This window comes from Pseudarthrobacter raffinosi (assembly GCF_023913835.1).
Lineage (GTDB): Bacteria > Actinomycetota > Actinomycetes > Actinomycetales > Micrococcaceae > Arthrobacter > Arthrobacter raffinosi.
On record NZ_JAMXBG010000008.1, the window covers coordinates 1 to 20,130 of the forward strand.

20 protein-coding genes are annotated in these 20,130 nt (G+C 66.5%); 5 read left to right on the forward strand and 15 right to left on the reverse strand.

The genetic code is table 11. The features are described from left to right. Nucleotides 1-2 precede the first annotated feature (2 nt). Entirely contained in the window at nucleotides 3-407 is a 405-nt protein-coding gene (locus NG697_RS09510) for a transposase (RefSeq protein WP_252614056.1), read from the forward strand. Here the strand turns inward: NG697_RS09510 and paaZ are convergent. Beyond that, nucleotides 388-2,490, reverse strand: coding sequence for a phenylacetic acid degradation bifunctional protein PaaZ (gene paaZ, locus NG697_RS09515; protein WP_252614057.1), 2,103 nt, complete (start codon nucleotides 2,488-2,490; stop codon nucleotides 388-390). The genes NG697_RS09510 and paaZ overlap by 20 nt on opposite strands. Nucleotides 2,491-2,736: 246 nt before the next feature. On the opposite strand from paaZ, the gene NG697_RS09520 reads away from it, so the two are divergent. Further along, entirely contained in the window at nucleotides 2,737-3,087 is a 351-nt protein-coding gene (locus NG697_RS09520; protein WP_252599947.1) for a PaaI family thioesterase, read from the forward strand. A 62-nt stretch (nucleotides 3,088-3,149) separates the two neighbouring features. Here the strand turns inward: NG697_RS09520 and NG697_RS09525 are convergent, their stop codons facing one another. Genes NG697_RS09525 through NG697_RS09535 form a run of 3 tightly spaced genes read right to left on the reverse strand, consistent with a single transcriptional unit; the run spans nucleotide 3,150 to nucleotide 6,182 of the window. Further along, nucleotides 3,150-5,243 (reverse strand): S1 family peptidase, encoded by a 2,094-nt coding sequence (locus NG697_RS09525; protein WP_252614058.1) that lies wholly within the window; start codon nucleotides 5,241-5,243, stop codon nucleotides 3,150-3,152. Nucleotides 5,244-5,253: 10 nt separating this feature from the next. After that, nucleotides 5,254-5,490: a hypothetical protein gene (locus tag NG697_RS09530; RefSeq protein WP_252614059.1), complete on the reverse strand. Its 237-nt coding sequence runs from the start codon at nucleotides 5,488-5,490 to the stop codon at nucleotides 5,254-5,256. Beyond that, complete coding sequence (locus tag NG697_RS09535) at nucleotides 5,487-6,182, reverse strand: tyrosine-protein phosphatase (protein ID WP_252610586.1); 696 nt, start codon at nucleotides 6,180-6,182, stop codon at nucleotides 5,487-5,489. The genes NG697_RS09530 and NG697_RS09535 overlap by 4 nt, the downstream gene beginning before the upstream one ends. 318 nt (nucleotides 6,183-6,500) lie before the next feature. Here NG697_RS09535 and NG697_RS09540 point away from each other — a divergent pair, with 318 nt between their 5' ends. After that, complete coding sequence (locus NG697_RS09540; protein WP_252614060.1) at nucleotides 6,501-7,202, forward strand: SGNH/GDSL hydrolase family protein; 702 nt, start codon at nucleotides 6,501-6,503, stop codon at nucleotides 7,200-7,202. 25 nt (nucleotides 7,203-7,227) lie between these two features. Here NG697_RS09540 and NG697_RS09545 read toward each other — a convergent pair whose 3' ends face one another. The 6 genes from NG697_RS09545 to NG697_RS09570 all read right to left on the reverse strand — a co-directional run bounded on the left by NG697_RS09545 (nucleotide 7,228) and on the right by NG697_RS09570 (nucleotide 11,813). Then, on the reverse strand, nucleotides 7,228-7,731 hold the full coding sequence (locus tag NG697_RS09545) for a GNAT family N-acetyltransferase (protein ID WP_252614061.1): 504 nt from the start codon (nucleotides 7,729-7,731) through the stop codon (nucleotides 7,228-7,230). 9 nt (nucleotides 7,732-7,740) lie between these two features. Continuing rightward, nucleotides 7,741-8,601: a 3-hydroxyacyl-CoA dehydrogenase family protein gene (locus tag NG697_RS09550; RefSeq protein ID WP_252614062.1), complete on the reverse strand. Its 861-nt coding sequence runs from the start codon at nucleotides 8,599-8,601 to the stop codon at nucleotides 7,741-7,743. Beyond that, nucleotides 8,598-9,389, reverse strand: coding sequence for an enoyl-CoA hydratase/isomerase family protein (locus NG697_RS09555; RefSeq protein ID WP_252614063.1), 792 nt, complete (start codon nucleotides 9,387-9,389; stop codon nucleotides 8,598-8,600). Before NG697_RS09555 ends, NG697_RS09550 begins: the two co-directional genes overlap by 4 nt. Continuing rightward, entirely contained in the window at nucleotides 9,389-10,600 is a 1,212-nt protein-coding gene (locus NG697_RS09560; protein ID WP_252614064.1) for a thiolase family protein, read from the reverse strand. The genes NG697_RS09555 and NG697_RS09560 overlap by 1 nt, the downstream gene beginning before the upstream one ends. Before the next feature lie 92 nt (nucleotides 10,601-10,692). After that, nucleotides 10,693-11,355: a pentapeptide repeat-containing protein gene (locus tag NG697_RS09565; protein ID WP_252610597.1), complete on the reverse strand. Its 663-nt coding sequence runs from the start codon at nucleotides 11,353-11,355 to the stop codon at nucleotides 10,693-10,695. Further along, nucleotides 11,355-11,813 carry an SRPBCC family protein gene (locus NG697_RS09570; RefSeq protein WP_252610599.1) on the reverse strand — a complete coding sequence of 153 codons (459 nt, stop codon included), beginning with the start codon at nucleotides 11,811-11,813 and terminating at the stop codon, nucleotides 11,355-11,357. Before NG697_RS09570 ends, NG697_RS09565 begins: the two co-directional genes overlap by 1 nt. 134 nt (nucleotides 11,814-11,947) lie before the next feature. Here NG697_RS09570 and NG697_RS09575 point away from each other — a divergent pair, with 134 nt between their 5' ends. Then, nucleotides 11,948-12,121: a CsbD family protein gene (locus NG697_RS09575; RefSeq protein ID WP_104060426.1), complete on the forward strand. Its 174-nt coding sequence runs from the start codon at nucleotides 11,948-11,950 to the stop codon at nucleotides 12,119-12,121. Nucleotides 12,122-12,336: 215 nt separating this feature from the next. Continuing rightward, nucleotides 12,337-13,095, forward strand: a complete 759-nt coding sequence (locus tag NG697_RS09580; protein WP_104060427.1) for a dienelactone hydrolase family protein — start codon at nucleotides 12,337-12,339, stop codon at nucleotides 13,093-13,095. Between the two features lie 177 nt (nucleotides 13,096-13,272). Here NG697_RS09580 and NG697_RS09585 read toward each other — a convergent pair whose 3' ends face one another. From NG697_RS09585 to NG697_RS09605, 5 genes are all read right to left on the reverse strand, one after another. After that, nucleotides 13,273-14,733 (reverse strand): amino acid permease, encoded by a 1,461-nt coding sequence (locus NG697_RS09585; RefSeq protein WP_252614065.1) that lies wholly within the window; start codon nucleotides 14,731-14,733, stop codon nucleotides 13,273-13,275. 187 nt (nucleotides 14,734-14,920) lie between these two features. Beyond that, complete coding sequence (locus tag NG697_RS09590; RefSeq protein ID WP_252599903.1) at nucleotides 14,921-15,304, reverse strand: Rieske (2Fe-2S) protein; 384 nt, start codon at nucleotides 15,302-15,304, stop codon at nucleotides 14,921-14,923. Further along, nucleotides 15,301-17,817, reverse strand: coding sequence for a nitrite reductase large subunit NirB (gene nirB / locus NG697_RS09595; RefSeq protein ID WP_252614066.1), 2,517 nt, complete (start codon nucleotides 17,815-17,817; stop codon nucleotides 15,301-15,303). The genes NG697_RS09590 and nirB overlap by 4 nt, the downstream gene beginning before the upstream one ends. Further along, nucleotides 17,817-18,164, reverse strand: coding sequence for a molybdopterin oxidoreductase (locus tag NG697_RS09600; RefSeq protein WP_104060431.1), 348 nt, complete (start codon nucleotides 18,162-18,164; stop codon nucleotides 17,817-17,819). Before NG697_RS09600 ends, nirB begins: the two co-directional genes overlap by 1 nt. Before the next feature lie 143 nt (nucleotides 18,165-18,307). Beyond that, nucleotides 18,308-20,017, reverse strand: a complete 1,710-nt coding sequence (locus NG697_RS09605; RefSeq protein ID WP_252614067.1) for an ABC-F family ATP-binding cassette domain-containing protein — start codon at nucleotides 20,015-20,017, stop codon at nucleotides 18,308-18,310. Nucleotides 20,018-20,130: the final 113 nt, after the last annotated feature.

Here is a 20,130-nt window from a genome sequence, read left to right on the forward strand (position 1 = left end):
ACATGTCACGGTTCCCGACCGCGGGGCACCTGTGTTCCTGGGCAAAGTTCTCCCCGGGCATCAACTCCTCCGCAGGCAAGACCAAGGGAAACGGTTCGACCGGTCACGGTAACCGCTATCTCGCCCGGGTCCTTGGCGAGGCCGCCGTCGGGGCCAGCAAAACTCACACCTTTCTGGGCGAACGCCACCAGAGGCTCGCGCGGCGGCGGGGCAAGAAACGCGCCATCGTCGCCACCGGACGTTCCATCCTCGTGATCATCTGGCACCTGCTGGAGAACCCGGACGCACGGTTCAACGACCTCGGGCCCGACTACTTCAGCCGCCATACCAACCCAGAGACCAGCAAACGCAACCACATCCGCCAGCTCGAAGCCCTCGNGGGTGGGGCTACTTTTCGACGAGGGTGAGGACGTCGTAGGTGGCCACGATCTCGTCGTTCTGGTTGGTCAGGAGCGCGTCCCAGGCCACCTCGCCGTACTCGTCGGTTTCGCGCGGCGTGATCTTCTTGGCCGTCAGGGTGACCCGGATGGAATCCCCGGCAGCCACAGGCGTGATGAAGCGGAGGTTCTCCAGGCCGTAGTTGGCCAGGACCGGGCCCGGCGCCGGTTCCACGAACAGCCCGGCGGCCCAGCTCAGCAGCAGGTATCCGTGTGCCACGATGCCCGGGAAGAACGGGTTGGCTTCGGCCGCTTCCTGGTTGGTGTGGGCATAGAAGATGTCGCCGGTGGAGTTGGCGAACGCGGTGATGTCCGCCAGGGACACTTGACGCAGGTCGGACCGGACGGCGTCGCCGATCCGCAACGAAGCCAGCGACTTCCGAAACGGGTGCGTTCCCTCGGTCTCCACGGTAAAGTTCCGGTCCGCCCCGGTGTGCCAGAGGCCGGTGACGGCGGTGAGCATGTTGGGCGAGCCCTGGATGGCGGTGCGCTGCATGTGGTGCATTACCGAGCGGATGCCGCCCAGCTCCTCACCGCCGCCGGCGCGGCCTGGCCCGCCGTGGACCAGGTGCGGGACGGGCGAACCGTGGCCGGTGGAGCTGCGGGCGTCCTCGCGGTTGAGCATCAGCACACGGCCGTGGTGGGCGGCGATCCCGGTGACGAGTTCGCGGGCTACGGCAGGATCGTTGGTGCACACCGATGCCACGAGGGAGCCGCCGCCCCGGGCGGCGAGGCGGACGGCGTCGGGCAGGTCCTTGTATCCGATCACGGAGGCGACCGGGCCGAACGCCTCCAGGGAGTGGATCGCGTCAGTCTCGGCGTCAGCCCAGCTCAGCACCACAGGCGACATAAAGGCGCCAGCATCCACTACGCCCGTGGCGCCGCCGGCAGAGGTGACCGACGGCGAATCCAGCGTCCCGTACGCAAGCTCACCGCCGGCGTCGAGCATTGACTGCACCGCGGCGCGGACATCGGTGAGCTGCTCGAGCGACGCCAAAGCGCCCATCGTGACGCCATCGGCGCGGGGATCCCCCAGCACCACACGCTCATCCACACGCCTGCCGACAGCGGCGATCACCGCCGGCACCAGCTCCTGCGGGACGATGGCGCGGCGGATGGACGTGCACTTCTGGCCCGCCTTGACCGTCATTTCGGTGACCACTGACTTGATGAACGCGTCGAATTCCGGCGTGCCCTCCACCGCGTCCGGACCAAGGATGGCGGCGTTGAGGGAGTCCGTTTCGGACGTGAACCGGACGCCGCCCTGCACCACGTTGGGATGCGATTTCAGGGACAGCGCGGTGGACGCGGAGCCGGTGAAGGCCACCAGGTCGCGGTAGTCCAGCACGTCCAGAAGGCCGCGGACAGAGCCGGAAATCAGCTGCAGCGAGCCCTTCGGCAGGATGTTGGATTCGATGATCGCCTTCACCACGGCCGCGGCCACATACCCGGTGGGGGTGGCCGGCTTGACGATGGTGGGGACCCCGGCGATGAATGCGGGCGCGAGTTTCTCCAGCATGCCCCAGACCGGGAAGTTGAACGCGTTGATCTGCACGGCGACGCCGGGGATGCGCGTGTAGATGTGCTCGGCCACGAACGAGCCGTCCTTGGACAGCACCTCCATGGGACCGTCCACCACTACCTGCGAATTGGGCAGCTCGCGCCGGCCCTTGGAGCCGAACGTGAAGAGGACCCCGATGCCGCCATCGATGTCGATCATCGAGTCGATCTTGGTGGCACCGGTCTGGGCCGAAAAAGCATAAAAGTGCTCGCGCCGGGCGTTCAGGTACTGCGCCAGCTCCTTGAGCTTGAGCGCGCGCTGGTGGAAGGTCAGCTTGCCCAGTTCCGCCTGTCCCGTGGTGCGGCCGTAATCCACGACGGCGGCAAGGTCCAGGCCGTCGGTGCTCACCTTGGCCAGGACTTCTCCGGTGCTCGCGTCCCGCACGGGGACAGCGGAAGCTGCCGAACCGGCGTCGGGAGTCCACCAGGAATCCCGCACAAAACTGGGAACGGTCTGGACGGTGTCGACTGTGGTTTCTGCAGTGGTGGTCATCGTTGACGGGTCCTTCCAAGGCGGGGACAAAACGCGGCCAGGGCTTTACTGACCGTCCGTTCGGTAATATGTCTACAGTACATGACTGTGCCGTGCCGCACACTGGAAGTTCAGCCTCGCCAAAGGAGACCCATGAGCGCCCTATCCCCCGACGCCGCTGCGCCGGACACCACCCCGGGCGCCACGCCGGTCGCCACGCCAGTCGCCACGCCGTGGAAGATCGTCCTCGGCGAGCTCGACGAGAAGATGGGCGTGAAAATCCTGGAGCAATCGGTCGAGCGCGTGGTGGCGACCATGCCTGTGGAGGGCAACAGGCAGTCGTTCGGGTTGCTGCACGGCGGCGCGTCCCTGGCGGTGGGCGAGGCTGTGGGCTCCTGGGCGGCGGTCATCCACGCCAGCACGTTGGGGAAAACTGCCGTGGGGGTGGACGTCTCCGCGACGCACCACCGCTCCGCGCGCGAGGGCAAGATCACCATCACCGCCACGCCCATCTACCTCGGCGGCACCCTGACCACGCACGAGGTTCTCATCACCAACGACGCCGGCCAGCGCCTCTGCACGCTGCGCATCACCAACCTGCTGATGAAGAAGAAGTAGCCGTCCCACCCCATGTAGGTAGCGCTATCTGTCGTTTTGCGTGCCCAAAACGACTGATAGCGCTACCTAGTTGGGGTGGGGCGCTGCCGCTTCCGCCGCTTCGCCAGCACCAGGAGCACACCGCCGACGGCGAGCGCACCAGCCGCCAGGCCGGCGAACAGAATCAGCCCGGATGCGCCGGTGTTGGCCAGGCCAGCCGCCGCGCTGTCACCCAGCGGACGTACGACGGCGGCGCTGTCACGTTTTGGGGGCAGCGCACCGTTCGCGGCTGGCACCGCAGCCGGGGGCTGAGATTGCGGGGCTGGCTGGGAGGGCTGGCTGACCGGGGTGAAGTCGAAGGCCACGGCACCGGATGTGCTGAATCCGTTGACCGTTTCGGCCGTGAAACGCAGCGGGCCTGCCACCGCGGGGGCAGTAAAGGACCACGCACCGCCAGCGTCCACGGGAACCTCAATGGACGCCTGGCCACTCACGGTGATCCGGACCTTCGAACCCGCCGCGACAGCGGACGCCGGAGCTGCGGCCACCGTGCCGGTAACGGTCTGGCCGGCGTCGAACGTTGCCCCCGACGCGGGCGACGTCACAGCCGGCTTGTTGAGGAAGAGTTCCAGCTGGTAGCCGGGGAGCACAGTCAATGAGTCCTGCAGCGTGGCGGCCACGGCGAAGTTTACCGGCGGCGCTTCGTTTGGTTTGGGTGCCTCTTCACCGGCCGAGTGGGTGCCCACGGCGTAGTTGCCGCTGACCCAGGGCCCGCCAGAATCGCCGCCGCTGGACTGGACATCGAAGGACAGGAAACCGTTGAAGGCCCGCAGGTCTGTCGGATCCGTCGCATAGTTGAGTCCGCCTGCCACGTAGATCCCCACCTCGTCGATGGTTCCGCAGGACCACGCTGAGGTTCGGCCGGAGCGACAGACCGGCATGCCGATTACCGGGGCGGCCGTCCCTATGATCTTGACGTCCCTGCCGGCCTGCGAGGGATCGTTCCATGTGCTGGCGGCGGGCAGTGGATCGAGGCCGGCGCGAAGTTGACCAATAACGGCGATGTCCGTGCCGACGTTGCCGGGGTCATCATCGTTGCCGGGGCGCAGGACTGTGGAGTTTCCGGGTCCGCCAAACTGGCTGAACCCGAAGGTCCCCAACAGGTCGCTACGGTTCCATTGCGGAAATTCCACGGTGGCCGTTGCCGCGGCGCCGTCATCCGTGCAATGTCCGGCAGTGAGGACGCCCGGCAGGCCTGCCGGGTCAAAAACTGAAAAGCCAGCGGAGCAGATTTCTCCGATGTCGGTGAAGTAGCCCTGGCCGCCGGAAAGGTCGGCCTGCGGCGCGAGCGGCGCCCCGGCGTCGAGCTGCACGTTGGCGTAGCGGGCCACAAACTCGGCGGGCGAGATCTTGCCGTCCGAGTTTGGGCTGGTGAGGCTCGAGCCGGCATTTCCGTCGTCGGCCGAATCAGGCACTGTGGCCTCGGACCCGTTGATTCCGCCGGTACGAACTACGAACCTGCTCCCGGTGTACGCCACGGCCTGCAACCCAGCCGCGCCCACATCGCGGAGGTACGCCTGGTACAGCTCCTGGGTGCTCCGGGCCAGTTCGGTGCCGGTCGCCGGAGAACCGGTCGACTGGGTGCCCGTTGCGGCCGGCGCGTCGGTTCTGTCAGCAGGCCCGTCCGACGGCGGCGCGGCGGGTGCGGTTTCAAGGTCGACGGCCGGGATAGTCGCGCTGAGCCGTGCCACCTCCGCTTCCAGCTCGGCCCCGCTACCGGCGACCAGAATGCTGCCGTTGTGGATCCGTGTTCCGAGGTAGCCGGAGATATCCTGCAGGGCCGCCGCAACGTCCGCAGCCTGCTTGCCCAGCTGGCCCGCAGCCGCGAACTCGTCTGCGGTGAGGCCAACATCGCGGAGGGCAGCTTCCCGAAGGCCGGCGTCGCCGGGGTGCGCGTCGCCGGGGCCGACCTCGCCGGGCTGCGCGTCACCGCCTCCGGAACCTCCCGCCGTCGGGCGTTCCGCAGCGTCCGCCGACGCAACGGCAGGCGAAGCAACCGGTGGCGGCTCAACGGCCGGCTGCTCAACCGCCCAGGCCGGCACGGCCCCGAGCCCCACGGAAAGTGCCACTCCGGCAGCCGCTGCTACTGCAAATACGCGTTTCAAACTGTGTGCCATCGCTTTCGTTCTATTCATCTGTATCGCTCCGCCGTGCCATGTACGCGGCCAGGCACAAGACTGCCCCGCCCACCATGAGGAAGATCTGGCCCGGGAGCCACCCGCCGACGACGGTCCCGTCGCCGAGCCCGAAGTTCCCCGCCGTAGTCCCGAAATCTGAAGCGAGGACGGCCCAGAACGGCCCGGCCACAATCATCACAACTCCCGACACCGCGAGCGACGCCGCCACGTACTTCATGGAATTCATGGCGCCACCCTGCTACCGAGCAGGCTCTGGACGGCGCCCAGTTCGGCCTCGGACAGGCCGTTGCGCAGCAGGAAGGTGCGGGTGTCCAGCTCCCGGACAAACTCCACCACGGCCCGGCCGCGCCGCTCCAGCAGGCGTGTCAGTGCGGCGTCGTCGATGTGGCGTTCGCCAGCATGGGGCGGGCCGTGCGTCCGGAAGCGTTCGTTGATGCCTCGGGCGGCTTTGGCATAGCCGTCCGCAATGAGCTGGTCCGGGTCGCCGGCGAGGTCCTGGAGCATGGCTGCCACCATGCCGCTCCGGTCCCGTCCCGCCGCGCAGTGAATGACGACGGCACCGGCCTCGGCTGCCGCGACAGCGCGGAACACCGCCACGAACTTCTCCGGGTAGAGCCGGACGTTGTGCAGATAATGGGCGGGATCATTGAGGTACGGTCCGCCGACGGCAGTGAACCGCGGATCATCGGGTTCTTCAGTGGGTGCGGCGACGATCGTGACGCCGGACCAGGCTGCTGCGTCCACCGCAGGGTCGGTGTCCCGGCGCTGCGCTTCACGGGAGTTACGGAGATCAATCACCGTGCGAACGCCGTCGTCGTACGCCTGCCGCCAACCTGCCTCGGTGAGCCATTCGCGGCGCCCCATCCGGTAAACGCGGCCGGCAACGTGCCAGGCATTCACGGCTCCGTCCCAGCTCACGGCTCCCCCTGTCGTCTCCACCCGGACAGCTAACCACACAGCCGCCATCGCCCGCACGCGATGGGCAGGTACCGGACAGTGTAGCGGCGCAGAAAATCGAGTACTCCGGACCCGTGACGGGCTTGTGCGTGGGGCGTACGGTGGCTGTTACATGCCTGTCTCACTTGTCCAATTGATAGTCAAAAGGGGAAAATTCAATGGCACGTTCTGGAGTACGACGTCGGCGCTCGGCTTTTGCGGCAGGCCTCGCCACCATAGCTGGCTCTGGGGTTCGCGGCCATCCCAGCCGAAGCTGCGCCGCAGGCGAAGACCGACTATGTGGCGTTGGGTGATTCGTACGCCGCTGGGCAGGGCGCGGCTCCTTACACGGACCAGACCTGCTTTGTGAGCCGTAGGGGATATCCGGTCATTGCGGACAACCTCCGGGGACTGGAGCTAACGGCGAATGCAGCTTGCTCGGGGTACACGATTGGAGTAGTTGCCGGCAACCTCCCGGCCAGCCTCGCCGGCGCCGAGATCATCACGATCACCGTCGGCGGTAATGACCTCGACACTACGGGTTTGTTGGCCACCTGCTTCGCAGCTCCGGATGCATGTCTGGGGGCCGCTGCAGTTCGTGCTGCAATGCTTCAGGACGCACGCGACAATCCCAGCATAAGCGCACTCGTGCAAGGCTTGGCTGGCCTTAGCCTAGCGGTCGACGCGCAGGCACCTGGCGCACGAATCGTGTTTACCGGCTATCCGATGCTCTTTGATCCGACCTTTCCGGATCCCCGGGCAGGCGTGGTCAATCAACTGACTGCTGGGCTGAACGATGTTATCCGCTTGACCGCACTTGGAACTGGTGCTGAGTTCGTCGATGTCGCACCGGCCTTCGCAGGCCATGGCATTGGCTCAGCCGAGCCCTGGATCAACTTCAATGCCGCCACCATTCAGGATCCCGCCAATTTCCACCCCAACGGAGAGGGCTATCGGCACGGCTACTTTGCGTCACTGGTCGGCAAGCTGACCGGGCAGTAACCACGCCCCGCTCGCCAAGCACCCGTCACGCGTGCTTGGCGAGTCGGTGCTCCAGACCGTTCCGGACCATGGCCCACTCGTGCTCCAGGATTGAAAACACCACGGTGTCGCGGAGGACGCCGTCGCTGGTCCGCCGGTGGCTGCGCAGCACGCCGTCCTGCTTCGCACCCAGCCTGGCGATCGCCTCCCTGGACTGGTGGTTCAGCCAGTGCGTACAAAACGCCACAGCCACACGGGGCGTGCCGGCGTCGATATTGCAGTAAGTGGTCATGCCGATGATCCGGCCAGGGCCGCCGGTGGCAGGATCGATCAGCCGCGTGGTGAACGGCAGCATGGACCCCTGCTCCTGCATCGCCAGCCTGCGGTCGATCTCCGCCGCCATCCCGTCCGGCGCCGGGACCGACGTGTACCAGAGCTTCCACAGCTCGCCATCCTGTGCGGCCGCCACCAGATCATCATGGTGATCGTGCTTCAGCGGCTCAAGAATCACGTGCCGGCCGGTCAGGGTGAGGGGTTCAAAGAGGGTCACCCGGAAATCCTACTCAGCCCAGTCGAAGAATCCCTTGCCGGTCTTCCGTCCAAGCTCTCCGCGGGCCACCTTATCCTTGAGGATCTGCGGCGGCGCGAACCGCTCCCCCAGCGTGGAATGCAGGTACTCGGCGATGCCCAGCCGCACGTCCAGGCCCACAATGTCCGTGGTTCTCAGCGGGCCGGTGGGGTGCTTGTAGCCGAGGACCATGGCGGCGTCGATGTCGGCCGGGGACGCCACCCCCTCCTCCACCATGCGCATCGCCTCCAGCGCGATGGCCACACCCAGCCGTGACGAGGCAAAGCCCGGTGCGTCATTGACGACGACGGCGGTCTTGCCGAGTGCCTCGACCCACCGTTTCGCCGCCTCAGCGAGGTCCGGGGACGTCTGCTCGCCGAGCACCACTTCGATGAGGGTGGAGGCGGGGACGGGGTTGAAGAAGTGCAGGCCGAGGAAGTTCTGCGGCCGCTTGAGTTCGCGGGCCAGGCCGTTGACGGACAGGGACGACGTGTTGGAGGCCAGGTAGGCGTCATCGGCCAGTCGCTCCTCGATGCCGCGGAGCGAGGTGACCTTCAGGTCCCAGTCTTCGGGAACGGCTTCGACCACCAGCTGGCGGTCCTTGAAGTCGTCATAATCGACCGTGACGGCGAGCCGGGACACCATCTCATCCAGGTTGGCGTCAGTGGCGCCGCGTTCGATGCTCTTGGCAGCAGCAGTTTCCACCCTCTCCCGGGCGGCTTCGGCGGACGCTTCATCGCGCTCCACCACCAAAACGTTGGCCCCGCTGATCAGGAAGGCGTGGGCGACCCCCGCGCCCATGCGGCCCCCGCCGAGGACGCCGACGGTCGCGGGAAGGTTCGGGTTCGTCATGGTTTCTTCTTCTCTGATTTCTTGTCGAGGAAAGCCTGCATGCGGTCAAACTTGGCCTGGGATTCAAACAGGATCCCCTGCGCCAGCTGATCAATCAGCGGGTGGGCTTCCGCCGGGGCGTGGAAAACCGACTTTGTAATCCGCACGGCCAGCGGGTCCTGGCGGCCGATCCGGTCCGCCAGGTTGTGCGCGGCATCCATCAGCTCCGGCGCCTCGTGGATTTCGGTGATGAGGCTGGCCGCCAGGGCCTCCTCGGCGCGGAGGACCAGGCCCGCGAGCAGGATCTGCTTGGCCAACGGCTCCCCCACTAGCTCCTTGAGGCGCCAGCTGGCCCCGGCCGCAGCGAGGATCCCCAGCCCTGTTTCCGGGTTGCCGATCCGCACACTGGGCGTTCCGATCCGGAAGTCGGCGGCGTAGGCGAGCTCGGCGCCGCCGCCCAGGCAGTAGCCGTCCAGCGCGGCAATGACCGGCAGGGGCAGCTTCGCGATCCGCACGAAAATCGTGGAGTTAATGCCCTGCAGGGCATCATCGCGGCGCCGCTCGCGCAGCTGGGCGATGTCCGCACCCGAGGCAAAGACGCCGTCGACCCCTGAGATGATCAGGACTTTGGGATTCTGCTCAAGCGCAGCGCAGACCACGTGCAGTTCGTCCACCATCTGCTGGTCGATGGCATTCCGGACTTCCGGGCGGTTGAGGAGGACCACCACGCGGTCCTCGCGCTCCTCGATCAGGAGCGTGCGGAATTCAACGGTGCTTAAGTGTCCGTTCGCGCTTTCCGGGGCGGGCATCAGACACGCTCCAGCAGCATCGCGGTGCCCTGGCCCACGCCGACGCACATCGTAGCCAGGCCGATTTTGGCGTCCTCGCGTTCCATCCGGCCCAGCAGGGTGATGGCAATCCGTGATCCGCTGGAACCGAGCGGATGCCCCAGACTTATGGCGCCGCCGTCGTTATTCACCGTGTCCGGGTCCAGCCCGAGCCGGCGCATGCTCGCGAGCGACTGCGTGGCGAACGCTTCGTTAAGCTCGACGGCGCCCAGGTCACCCACGCTGAGCCCGCTCCGTGCGAGCACTTTCTGCGTCGCCGGGACCGGGCCGATGCCCATGATTTCGGGTTCGCAGCCGGCGGAGGCGCCGTCGACGATCCGGGCCCGCGGCGTCAGGCCCAGCCGTGCGATGGCGGCCTCGGACGCAACGATGATGGCCGAAGCGCCGTCGTTCAGCGTGGACGAGTTCCCGGCCGTGACCACGGAACCGCCCCGAACCACGGGGCGCAGCCCGGCGAGGACTTCCAGGGTGGTGCCGGCACGCGGTCCTTCATCGGTGTCCACCACGGTTTCGGCCTTGCGGGATTGGACCGTCACCGCGACGATCTCGTCCCTGAAGCGCCCTGCGGCAATAGCGGCGAGGGAACGCTCGTGGGAGCGGACCGCGAAGGCATCGGCGTCCTCGCGGGTGATGCCGTCCACGCGGGCCACTTCTTCCGCGGTTTCCGGCATGGAGTAGGTCATCTTGCCGTCGCGGGCGAGCCCGCCCTTCTGGAAGAGGGGGTTGACGAAGCGCCAGCCGATGGACGTATCGAAGATTTGTCCCGGTTTGGCGAACGCCGTTGCGGGTTTTTCCTGGGCCCACGGTGCCCGGCTCATGGACTCTACGCCGCCGGCGATCACCACGTCCGCGGCGCCGGACTTAATCATGTGGCTGGCCTGGATGATGGCGCTCAGCCCCGAGGCGCACAGCCGGTTGACCGTGATGCCGGGAATGTGGAGGGGAAGCCCGGCCAGCAGGACTGCCATCCGGGCCACGTTGCGGTTCTCCTCGCCAGCGCCGTTTGCGTTGCCCAGGATGACTTCCTCGACACTGTCCGGATCCAGCCCGGCACGGGTCACGGCCTCGCGGACCACCAGTGCAGCCAGATCATCCGGGCGGACCGCCGATAACGCACCGCCATACCTGCCCACGGGAGTGCGGACGCCGCCAACAAGAAAAGCCTCGACCATAAGAACAAATCCTTTACGCCAGGGAGCCGGAATCTTCGGGGCCGTCCAGTGACCGCCCTATTTACCGACCGTTCGTTCTATAAAGACTACACTCACAGGACAAGGACGCCGAGGTGCCCAGCCAGGAGTGGCGCCAGCAGGCTCAGCTGATAGTCGTCGATCACGACGCCGGCCAGGCTGCCGAGGCCGCTGATGGTCCGGAAATCCGTGCCGCGAAGATCAAAGTCCTTCAGCCGCGAGCCTGTGAGATCCAGGGTGCCGATGGTGCAGTTCTTGAGCGCCACGCGCGTCCCGGAGGCGGAACCGAGGTCCAGTTCGTTGATGATGCAGTCGCTGATGACAACGTCCGTCAGCTTGGACCCGCGCAGATTCAGGAAGTCCAGCTTGCCGCCGTCGATCCGGACCGACTGCCAGCCGGTCTCGTACAGCTCAGCGGAGCCCAGCCGGGGATTGTTCAGCTGCACGTCCCGCCACGTGGAGCGGGCGGCCCGGAACACCGGCGCGTACAGCTCGGACAGGATGCAGTCCCGGAACGTGGCCCCGCGGAGCTGGGTGTCATTGAAGGAGACGCCCTGGAACTCACACTCGGCAAAATCCGTGCCGCTCAGCTCCAGACCGTCGGCGACCGCCCGGCTGTACCGGACGCCGTCGTACCTTTCACCACGCTGGAAGTCCGGGGCCGGATCATCCGTGACATCCTCCAGGCTGACGGGCGAGAGCCGGGGAGCCGTTACCTTGGGGGGCTTTGCCGCCACTAGAGCGATTCCGCTTTGGCGGCGATTTCCGCCAGGTCCTTCGTGAGCGCCTTGCGTGTCATGCTCATGCCCAGCTTGCCGAAGAGAGTCATGCTGACCTTGCTGAGCAGGGTGGGCTTGACGACGTCGGCGCCGAAGGTCAGCGTCAGGTCCGTCCCGCCGTCGCGCTCGGCCAGGCTGAAGCGCGAGGTGTAGTCGGCACCGCCCTGGAGGGCCTTGACCGTGTTGCTGCGAGGAGGATCGGCCTGCGCCACCCACATCTCCACCGTTTCCGAGCGGCCCATCATGGTTCGCGTTTCCTTCCAGCGCGTCCCCTCGCCATAGGGCCCGTCGCTGAGCATCTGCACGGCGTCGATGCCGGACAGGGTGGAGGCGGAACCCGGGATGTCCGAGATGACCGCCCAGACCTTTTCCGGCGTGGCATGAATGTGCTGGGTCAGGCTTGTGCTGTGTTCCATGCATCGAGCCTAGTCGGGGGCGCTGACATTCGACAGGCCGCTGATATCGGAGGCCCCTTGAAATGGTAAGCATGCTTTGTGTTATTCTGAAACGGCATTGTTTGATCCCCTGAAAACGAAAGGCGGCCAGACTCATGGGCCTCGGAGACAAGATCAGTAACGAAGCAGAGCACCTGGGCGGCAAGGCCAAGGAAGCGACCGGCAACGCCACGGACAACGACAAACTCAAAGCCGAAGGCCAGGCGGACCAGGTCAAGGCTGACGCCAAGAAGGTCGGCGAAAACGTCAAGGACACCTTCAAGAACTAGTCCTCCCATATTCGAGCGGCGGCGGATTCCCATGGGGGATCCGCCGCCGTTCTCGTGTCCGCCGACCGCCATCCGTTGCTCCCCACCGACCCCCTCGCCTCGCAAGCTCGGCCAGGGAACCCTGCCGGCGTGGGCCCAGGCGCCCTTTTGACGCCCCAAAGGGCCCGTACGGAGCAGTCGATGGAGGGCTTGACGGCGGCGGCTACCCTTGGCCCATGACTTATGTGGACCTGAGTGCCCAGAGTGCCGCTGCCGGCGGTTCGCCTTCGCTCGGCGGATATCTCGCCACGCCATCCGGACCAGGTCCGTTTCCCGCGGTCCTGATGATCCACGAAGCCTTCGGCCTGAACGAACTCGTTCGCGGGCATGCAGACCGGATGGCCCGAGCCGGGTACCTGACGCTGGCGGTGGACCTGTTCAGCGACGGCGGCCCGCGCCGCTGCCTGGTCAGCACCATGCGGAGCATGCTCAGGGGAAGCGGCCGCGCGTTCACCGACCTCGCCACCGCCCGCTCCTGGCTGGCCACTTCGCCGCTGTCCACCGGCAAGACCGGGGTGATCGGGTTCTGCATGGGCGGAGGATTCGCGCTGCTGGTGGCCCGCGACGGCTTCGACGCGGCCTCGGTCAACTACGGCCGCCTGCCCGGCAATCTCGAGGAAAGCCTCCGCGGCGCCTGCCCCATCGTGGCCAACTTCGGCGGCCGGGACCTCACCCTTAAGGGCGCGGCCGGCAAGCTTGAGACCGCCCTGGACAACCTCGGCATCGAAAACAGCGTCAAGGAATTTCCCACTGCAGGCCACGCGTTCCTCAACGAAATCGACCTGGGCCCGGCGGTTTTCCGGCCGCTGATGCGGGTCATGGGCATCGGCCCTGACCCGGAGTCCTCCCCCGAAGCCTGGCAGCGGATCGAAGATCACTTCGCCCGGCACCTCAAGAGCGTGGACGCCAACCGACCCCCATCGGTTGCTCCGTAGGCGCCCTTTTGAGCGCTCAAAAGGGCGGTCACGGAGCAACCGATGGGGGTTTCGACAGGCTCCACCAACGACGACGGCGGGCCGCCCCCGAAAGGGTGACCCGCCGACGTCGGACTTCTTAGCGTCCGACTTCTTAGCGTCCGTCCGCAGAGCGTCCGGCTGCTGAGGCGAAAAGACCTAGCAGAAGAGCTCGCTCTTGGGCTCGTTGTGCTTGACCTTCTGCCAGCCCAGCCACAGGACCAGGGCGAAGAACGGGATGGTGGCCAGTGTCCAGAGACCGAGGTGGAATACCTCGCCGGTCTTGCTGGTCATGGTGTCGAAGCCGATGAGCACGGCGATGGCCAGCAGCGCAATGAGTCCGGCCCAGCTGCTCCAGGTTCCGCCGGGCGCGGGCAGGGAGGAGACCTTGCCCTTCTTGTGGCGCAGCGCGATCTGGCTGGCGAAGATGGCGCCCCAGGTGAAGATCACGCCGATCGATGCGGAGTTGAGCGCGAGGTCGAAGGCGTGTGAGCCGCCCAGCCAGATGTTCAGCAGGATGCCAACGAGGTAGACGGCGCCGATGGCCAGGATGGCGGCGTACGGCACGTGGCTCTTGGACATCTTGGTCAGCCACTCCGGGGCGTGCCCGTTGTTGGCCATGGTCCGGAAGATCCGGCCGATCGAGTACAGGCCCGAGTTGCAGGAGGACAGCGCGGCGGTGATGACGATCATGTTCATAACATCGCCCATCCAGCCAAGGCCCATCTGGCCGAACACGGTGACGAACGGCGAGGTGCCGGCCACGTACTGGTCCGAGGGAAGCAGCATCGCCAGGAGCGTCACGGAACCGACGTAGAACACCACGATGCGGAAGACGACGGCGCGGATCGCTTTGGGAACTTCCTTGGCGGGGTCCTTCATTTCGCCGGCCGTGATGCCGACGAGTTCAATGCCGTTGTAGGCGAAAATCACGGCGTTCAGGACCAGGATCATCACCAGCGCACCCTTAGGGAACATTCCGCCTTCGGCTGCGAAGAGGTTGTTCACGCTGGCGTTGCCGTCGCCCACCTGGGCGTTGGTGACCACCATGAAAGTGCCCACGGCCAGGAAGATCACGATGGCGCCGACCTTGAGGCAGGATGCCCAGAATTCAAATTCGCCGAACGCCTTGACGCTCATGAGGTTGACGCCCACGAGCAGCAGCAGTGCTGCGATGGCGCTGAGTTCGACCGGCACGTTGGGGAAGAAGAACTGGAAGTACAGTCCGATCGCGATGAGTTCGGCGATGCCGGTCATGGCCCAGTTGATGAAGTACATCCAGCCGGACAGGTACGCGCCCTTCTTGCCGAACATCTCACCGGCGTAGCTGACGAAGGAACCCGACGTCTGGCGGTACATGATCAGCTCGCCCAGGGCCCGCATCAGCAGGTAGGCGATGACGCCGGCAATGGCGTAGGAGAAAATGAGCGCAGGGCCAGTGGAGGCCAGGCGTCCGCCTGCACCCATAAAGAGGCCGACGCCGATGGCGCCGCCCATGGCAATCATGGTGACCTGGCGTCCGCTCAGGGATTTTTTGTAGCCCTCGGCGCTGAGGGTGGAGTCGACGACGGCGGATTGCGCCGTCGGGCTCACGAGTTCTGTGGGGGTACTTTGAGGCACAACAATTCCTTGTAGGTAGGGGATTGGCCGGCACCCTTGGCAGGGACTTCTCCATCCCGAAAATTCGGTTTCTTGATGTTTCAAGGAATTTTCTGCATGGAAAGTCACAGTACGTCGAAGTTCGCGCGGCCTGTCTATCCTACAAGACTCAAACCGCAGCAAGTGACGCGGGCTACACCGAGCCCGGTTAAGCCAAACTATTGCCACGAATATGGGGATACTTCAGAACAATGTTCCGTTCGGCATCCTCCTGAACGCTGTACGTGCGCAAAGGTTCGGCGCCGGTGCTTGAGCAGCCCGTTTCCAGGCTGAACGCGTGCTGGTGCAGCGGGCACATCACCACCTCCCGGTCGATGGTGCCGTCCGCAATGGGGCCGCCGCGGTGGGGGCAGACCGCGGACAGGGCGCGCAGGGTCCCGTCCCGCAGCCGGAAGACCGCCACTTGCTCGCCGTCCACCCCGAAGGCCCTCCCCTCACCGAACGGGATCTGGTCCACCGGGCCCAGGATGTGGCCGGTGGTGATGACGGGCTCGGTGCTGGGCTGGTTAGCGTCTGTCTGGTCGGCGCTCATCGGACCGGCACCTGGGGCAGGACCGTGAGCGGCAGGGACGTGCGGAACTGGCCCGGCGTGAGTGGATCGTCGCGTTCACTCCACGGGTCCACGTAGCTGTCCACGGATGCCTGCATGGCCGCGTCCAGCGTGGCCGCGATGCCTTCGGAATCGTCCACGATCACTGCGCGGAGGTGTTCGATGCCCAGCCGCGGCACAAAGGAGTAGGTCCTTTCCAGCCAGTTGGCGTTCTCACGGTAGTACTGCATAAAGCGGCCGGTCAGGACCTTCACCTCCTCGGGGTCGTCCACGGTGGCCAGCAGGTCGCCCTTGCGGATGTGGGCGCCCGCCGCTCCCCCGACGTAGAGTTCCCACCGTCCGCCCTCCACAGCCACCACACCCACGTCCTTGACCAGCGATTCGGCGCAGTTCCGTGGGCAGCCGGACACAGCCAGCTTCAGCTTGGCCGGCGACTCGATGCCCTGGAACCGGGACTCGATCTCGATGCCCAGCTTCGTGGAATCGCCGGTGCCGTACCGGCAGAAGTCCTTGCCCACGCAGGTCTTCACGGTGCGGAAGCTCTTGCCGTAGGCGTACCCGGAGGGCATGTCCAGGTCGGCCCAGACCTGCGGGAGGTCCTCCTTGGGGATCCCCAAGAGGTCGATCCGCTGCCCGCCGGTCAGTTTGATCAGCGGAACGTTGTGCTTCTCGGCGACGTCGGCGATGCGGCGCAGCTGCTGCACGGACGTCACGCCGCCCTTCATCTGCGGGACCACGGAGAACGTGCCGTCGCGCTGGATGTTGGCGTGCACGCGGTCGTTGATGAAGCGGGCGTCGCGTTCGTCGATGTACTGGTCCGCGAGCATCATTTTCAGCAGTGACGCGAGGCCCATCTTGGACTTCGCATCCTCGGCGCTCCCCGGAGCCAGTGCCGTGAACACCTGGGACACGGAGCGCAGGCCCTTTTTCCGGATGGCGGCCATCAGGGCCGGCTTGTCCAGCGGGATCCCGGGCACGTAGTAGCTGGCGGCCGGGTCCTCCTCCACCGCGCCGTCCGCCGCCCACTCCACCACCTGCTTCACCAGGAGTTTGCAGGAACCGCAGCCCCTGCCGGCGCGGGTGGCGTCCATGGCACCGGACACTGTGGTGCAGCCGCCCTTCACGGCGGCCACGAGTGCCCCCTTCGAAACGCCGTTGCAGTTGCAGACCTGGGCGCCGTCGTCGAGCTCGGCCACACCCACCGCCTCACCCGGCCCGCCGACGTCGAACAGCAGCGCGATCCGCTCTTCGGGCAACGGCAGCCCGCGGTCGTAGGCCTGCGTCAGGTAGGCCACCTTCCGGCTGTCGCCCAGGAGCGTGGCACCCACCATCTTGTTGTCGCGGACCACGATGGACTTGAAAATGCCGCGGCTGGGCTCCGAGAAGACGATGTGCTCGTCGGTGTCGAACTCGGGACCGTGCAGTCCCATGGATGCGACGTCGACGCCGGCAACCTTCAGCTTGGTGGCGGTCCGCGAGCCCAGGTAGGCCGAGGATGTGTCGACGCCGGTCACGTGGTTGGCAAGCACCACGGCCTGTTCCCACAGCGGCGCCACCAGCCCGTAGACCTCGCCGCGGTGCTGGACGCACTCCCCCACCGCATAGATATCGTCTTCGTCCTGGACCCGCAGCCGGTCATCCACCACAATGGCCCGCTCCACCGGCAGCCCGCTCAGCACAGCCACGTCCACGTTCGGCCGGATGCCCGCGGCCACCACCACCATGTCGCAGGCGATGTCCTCCCGGTCCCGGAGGCTGACGCCGCTGACCGTGTCCCTTCCGAGGACGGCAGTGGTGCGGCTGGACGTGTGCACCCGGATGCCTAGGGCCTCCACGCTCCTGCGCAGCACCGCGCCGCCGTCGGGCCCCATCTGCGCATTCATGAGGTGCCCGCCGGAGTGCACCACCTCCACGTCGATCCCGTGGCTTTTCAGGCCGTAGGCCGCCTCGAGGCCCAGCAGGCCGCCGCCGATCACCACCGCCCGCCGGTGATGCTCCTGCTGCGCATGCTGGACCATCTTGCGGGTGTCATCGATGGTGCGGAACCCGAACACACCGTGCTTCACGGACCCGCCCGGAGTGTACAGCCCGTCCATCGGCGGCATGTGGGAGCGGCTCCCGGTGGCGATGATGAGGGTGTCGTACGGTGTCACGCGGCCGTCATTGGAAAAGACGTGCTTCGTGAACTTGTCGATCCGGTCAACACGGACCCCGGCGTGCAGCGTGATGCTGTTCTCGCGGTACCAGGGCAGCGCGTTCAGGAAGATGTCGGCGTCGCTTTCCTCGCCGGAGAGGACGTGGCTGAGCATGATCCGGTTGTAGTTGCCGTAGGGCTCGTCGCCGAACATGGTGATGGTGAATTGCTCGGCGCCGCCGCGGGCCAGGATCTCCTCCACGGCCCGGGCGCCCGCCATCCCGTTGCCCACCACCAGCAGCCGACGGCGTGGCGCGGCGCCTGCGTGCCTGCCCTGCGGCCGGTCCAGCACGCTGGTCATCAGTGCTCAACCATGCCCAGGTCAACAACCACGGATCCCCCAACACCATCCGGGGCGGCGAGATAGAGCTCCACCACCGAGCCGCCGTCGATGTCCTCCACGACGCGCAGCGGCACATGGACATCGCTCTTGGCGCCGATGGGGAAATAGCGCATGGGCACGCCGTTCCGCATCAGCACCACGGTGATGAGTTCACTGCTGGAATTGCCGCCCCGGAAGTAGAGCGTCTGGTTGATGACGCCGTCCGGAACGTAGTGCGAGAGTTCGCGGTGGATGGGGACGGGTTTCTCCAGCCCGGTGCCCACAAACGGGAAGATGCCCTGCAGGAAAAGGTTCTTGGTGATCACGGACAGATCCTTTCGGCCGGCGGGAGACTGGCATAGGCCTATCTTCCGCCGCCGATGTTTCCGCCTGCCGGTCGGTGCGTAACTTTTCCTTTGCGCAAATCTCACCGCTTCCGGGCCGCCACCGGCCGGCCCCTGCGACTACATCAGGCCGGGGCCAGCACGCCCTTGTCCATCGAGTACCTGATCCAGCGGCCGGATTCGTCCGTCCGCGAGGTGTCACTCTTCTTGGCGCACTTGGCAAACCAGTCCCGGAGGGCGCGGTCGTGGCTGACCATAACCAGGGTCCCGGTGAAGCCGGCGAGCGCCTCCTCGAGCTGCTCCACCAGGACCGGCGCCAGGTGGTTGGTGGGTTCATCCACAATCAGTGTGCCGTAACCGCCCAGCAGCAGGCGGGCCAGGGCAAGCCTGCGCTGCTGGCCCGCGGACAGGCTGCCTACGGGGACGTGGAACTCGCTGGTGCGGAACAGCCCCAGGCGCAGGAGTGCCTCGGCGTGCTCATCGATGTTGCCGCCGAGGCCCGCCGCGAAGGCCGGCAGCAGGCGGAGCGTGGGCCGTTGCGGCAGTTCGAGTTCCTGCTGCAGGTAGCCCACCCGGGCCGGCCGCTGCACCCTCCCGCCAACGGGCTCCAGGGTTCCCGCCAGCACGGAGAGCAGCGTGGATTTTCCGGCGCCGTTCGGGCCGGTGATGAGGATCTTCTCGCCCGTGCGGGCCGCGAAATCAGTGACGCCCAGGCGGCCTGGAACCGCGACGCCGCGGGCAACGAGGACCGCCGATGCCGGCAAGTGGGAGTCCCCGGATGCGGTGGTCGCCACGGAGGCACCCGAAGGAGCCTCCGGTTCCACGGCCAGCTCCGCCGCCAGCCGCAGCGGCACCGGCGGGCGGTCGATGGGGCTCGCTTCCAGCCGCCGGAGCCGTTCCTGCGCGTTGCGGACCTTGCTGGTGGCCGCTTTCTGCCAAGTGCCGGCCTTAAAGTCGAAGCCCACCTTGTCATTGTCGCGCTGGCGGGCGTAGCCCATCTTGTCGGTCACGGTGTCCGCCTGCCGCTGCTCCGCCTCCATCGCGACGATCCACTCGTGGTACTGCTGAACCCAGCGCTGGCGTTCGGCGGCCTTCTCGCGGAGGTAGCCGTCGTAGCCGTTGCCGTAGCGGGTCACGGTACGGCGCTCGGCATCAACCTCAATCACGGTGCTGGCCACCTTGCGGAGCAGCACGCGGTCGTGGGACACCACCACCACTGTCCCGCGATGGGCGGCCAGCCGGTCCTCCAGCCAGGCGGTTCCGCGGGCATCGAGGTGGTTGGTGGGTTCGTCCAGGAGCAGGATGTCCGCCGGATCGGCCAGGACACAGGCCAGCGCCACGCGTTCCTGCTCGCCGCCGGAGAGCGATCCCAACGTCCGCTTCCGGTCCAGGCCACCCAGGCCCAGCCGGTCGAGCGCCGCCTCCACACGGGATTCCGCGGCGTAGCCCTCGCGCAGCTGGTACTCGGTCTGCAGCCGGCCGTAGGTTTCCAGCTCGTCGTCCTCGGCATCGGCGAGGCCGGCCTCCAGCCGGTCAAGTTCGGCTTCGAGGGCGCGCAGCGAGGACAGGGAAGCGTCGACGGCGGCTCCCACGGTGAAGGATTCGGGCAGGCCGTGCGTCTGGGCAAGGTAGCCCACGCGGCCGTGGCTGACCGCAGTTCCTTCGTCGGGCGCTTCCAGCCCTGCCAGGATCCGGAGCAGCGTGGATTTGCCGGCGCCGTTTTCACCGACGATGGCAACATGCTCGCCGGCCGTGATGACCAGGCCGATTCCGTCCAGCAATTGCCGGTCGCCGTAGCCATGGGAGATGCCGGAAAGGTTCAGTTGTTCAGTCAAGACAAGTCCTCGCAAGATTCCGCAGTGTGGCCGCCGGAACTGATGCTCGACGGCGGCCCTGGATTCGGGGGAACAGTCCGGCATAGCCGGGCTGTTGCTCAGGACTTCATCGC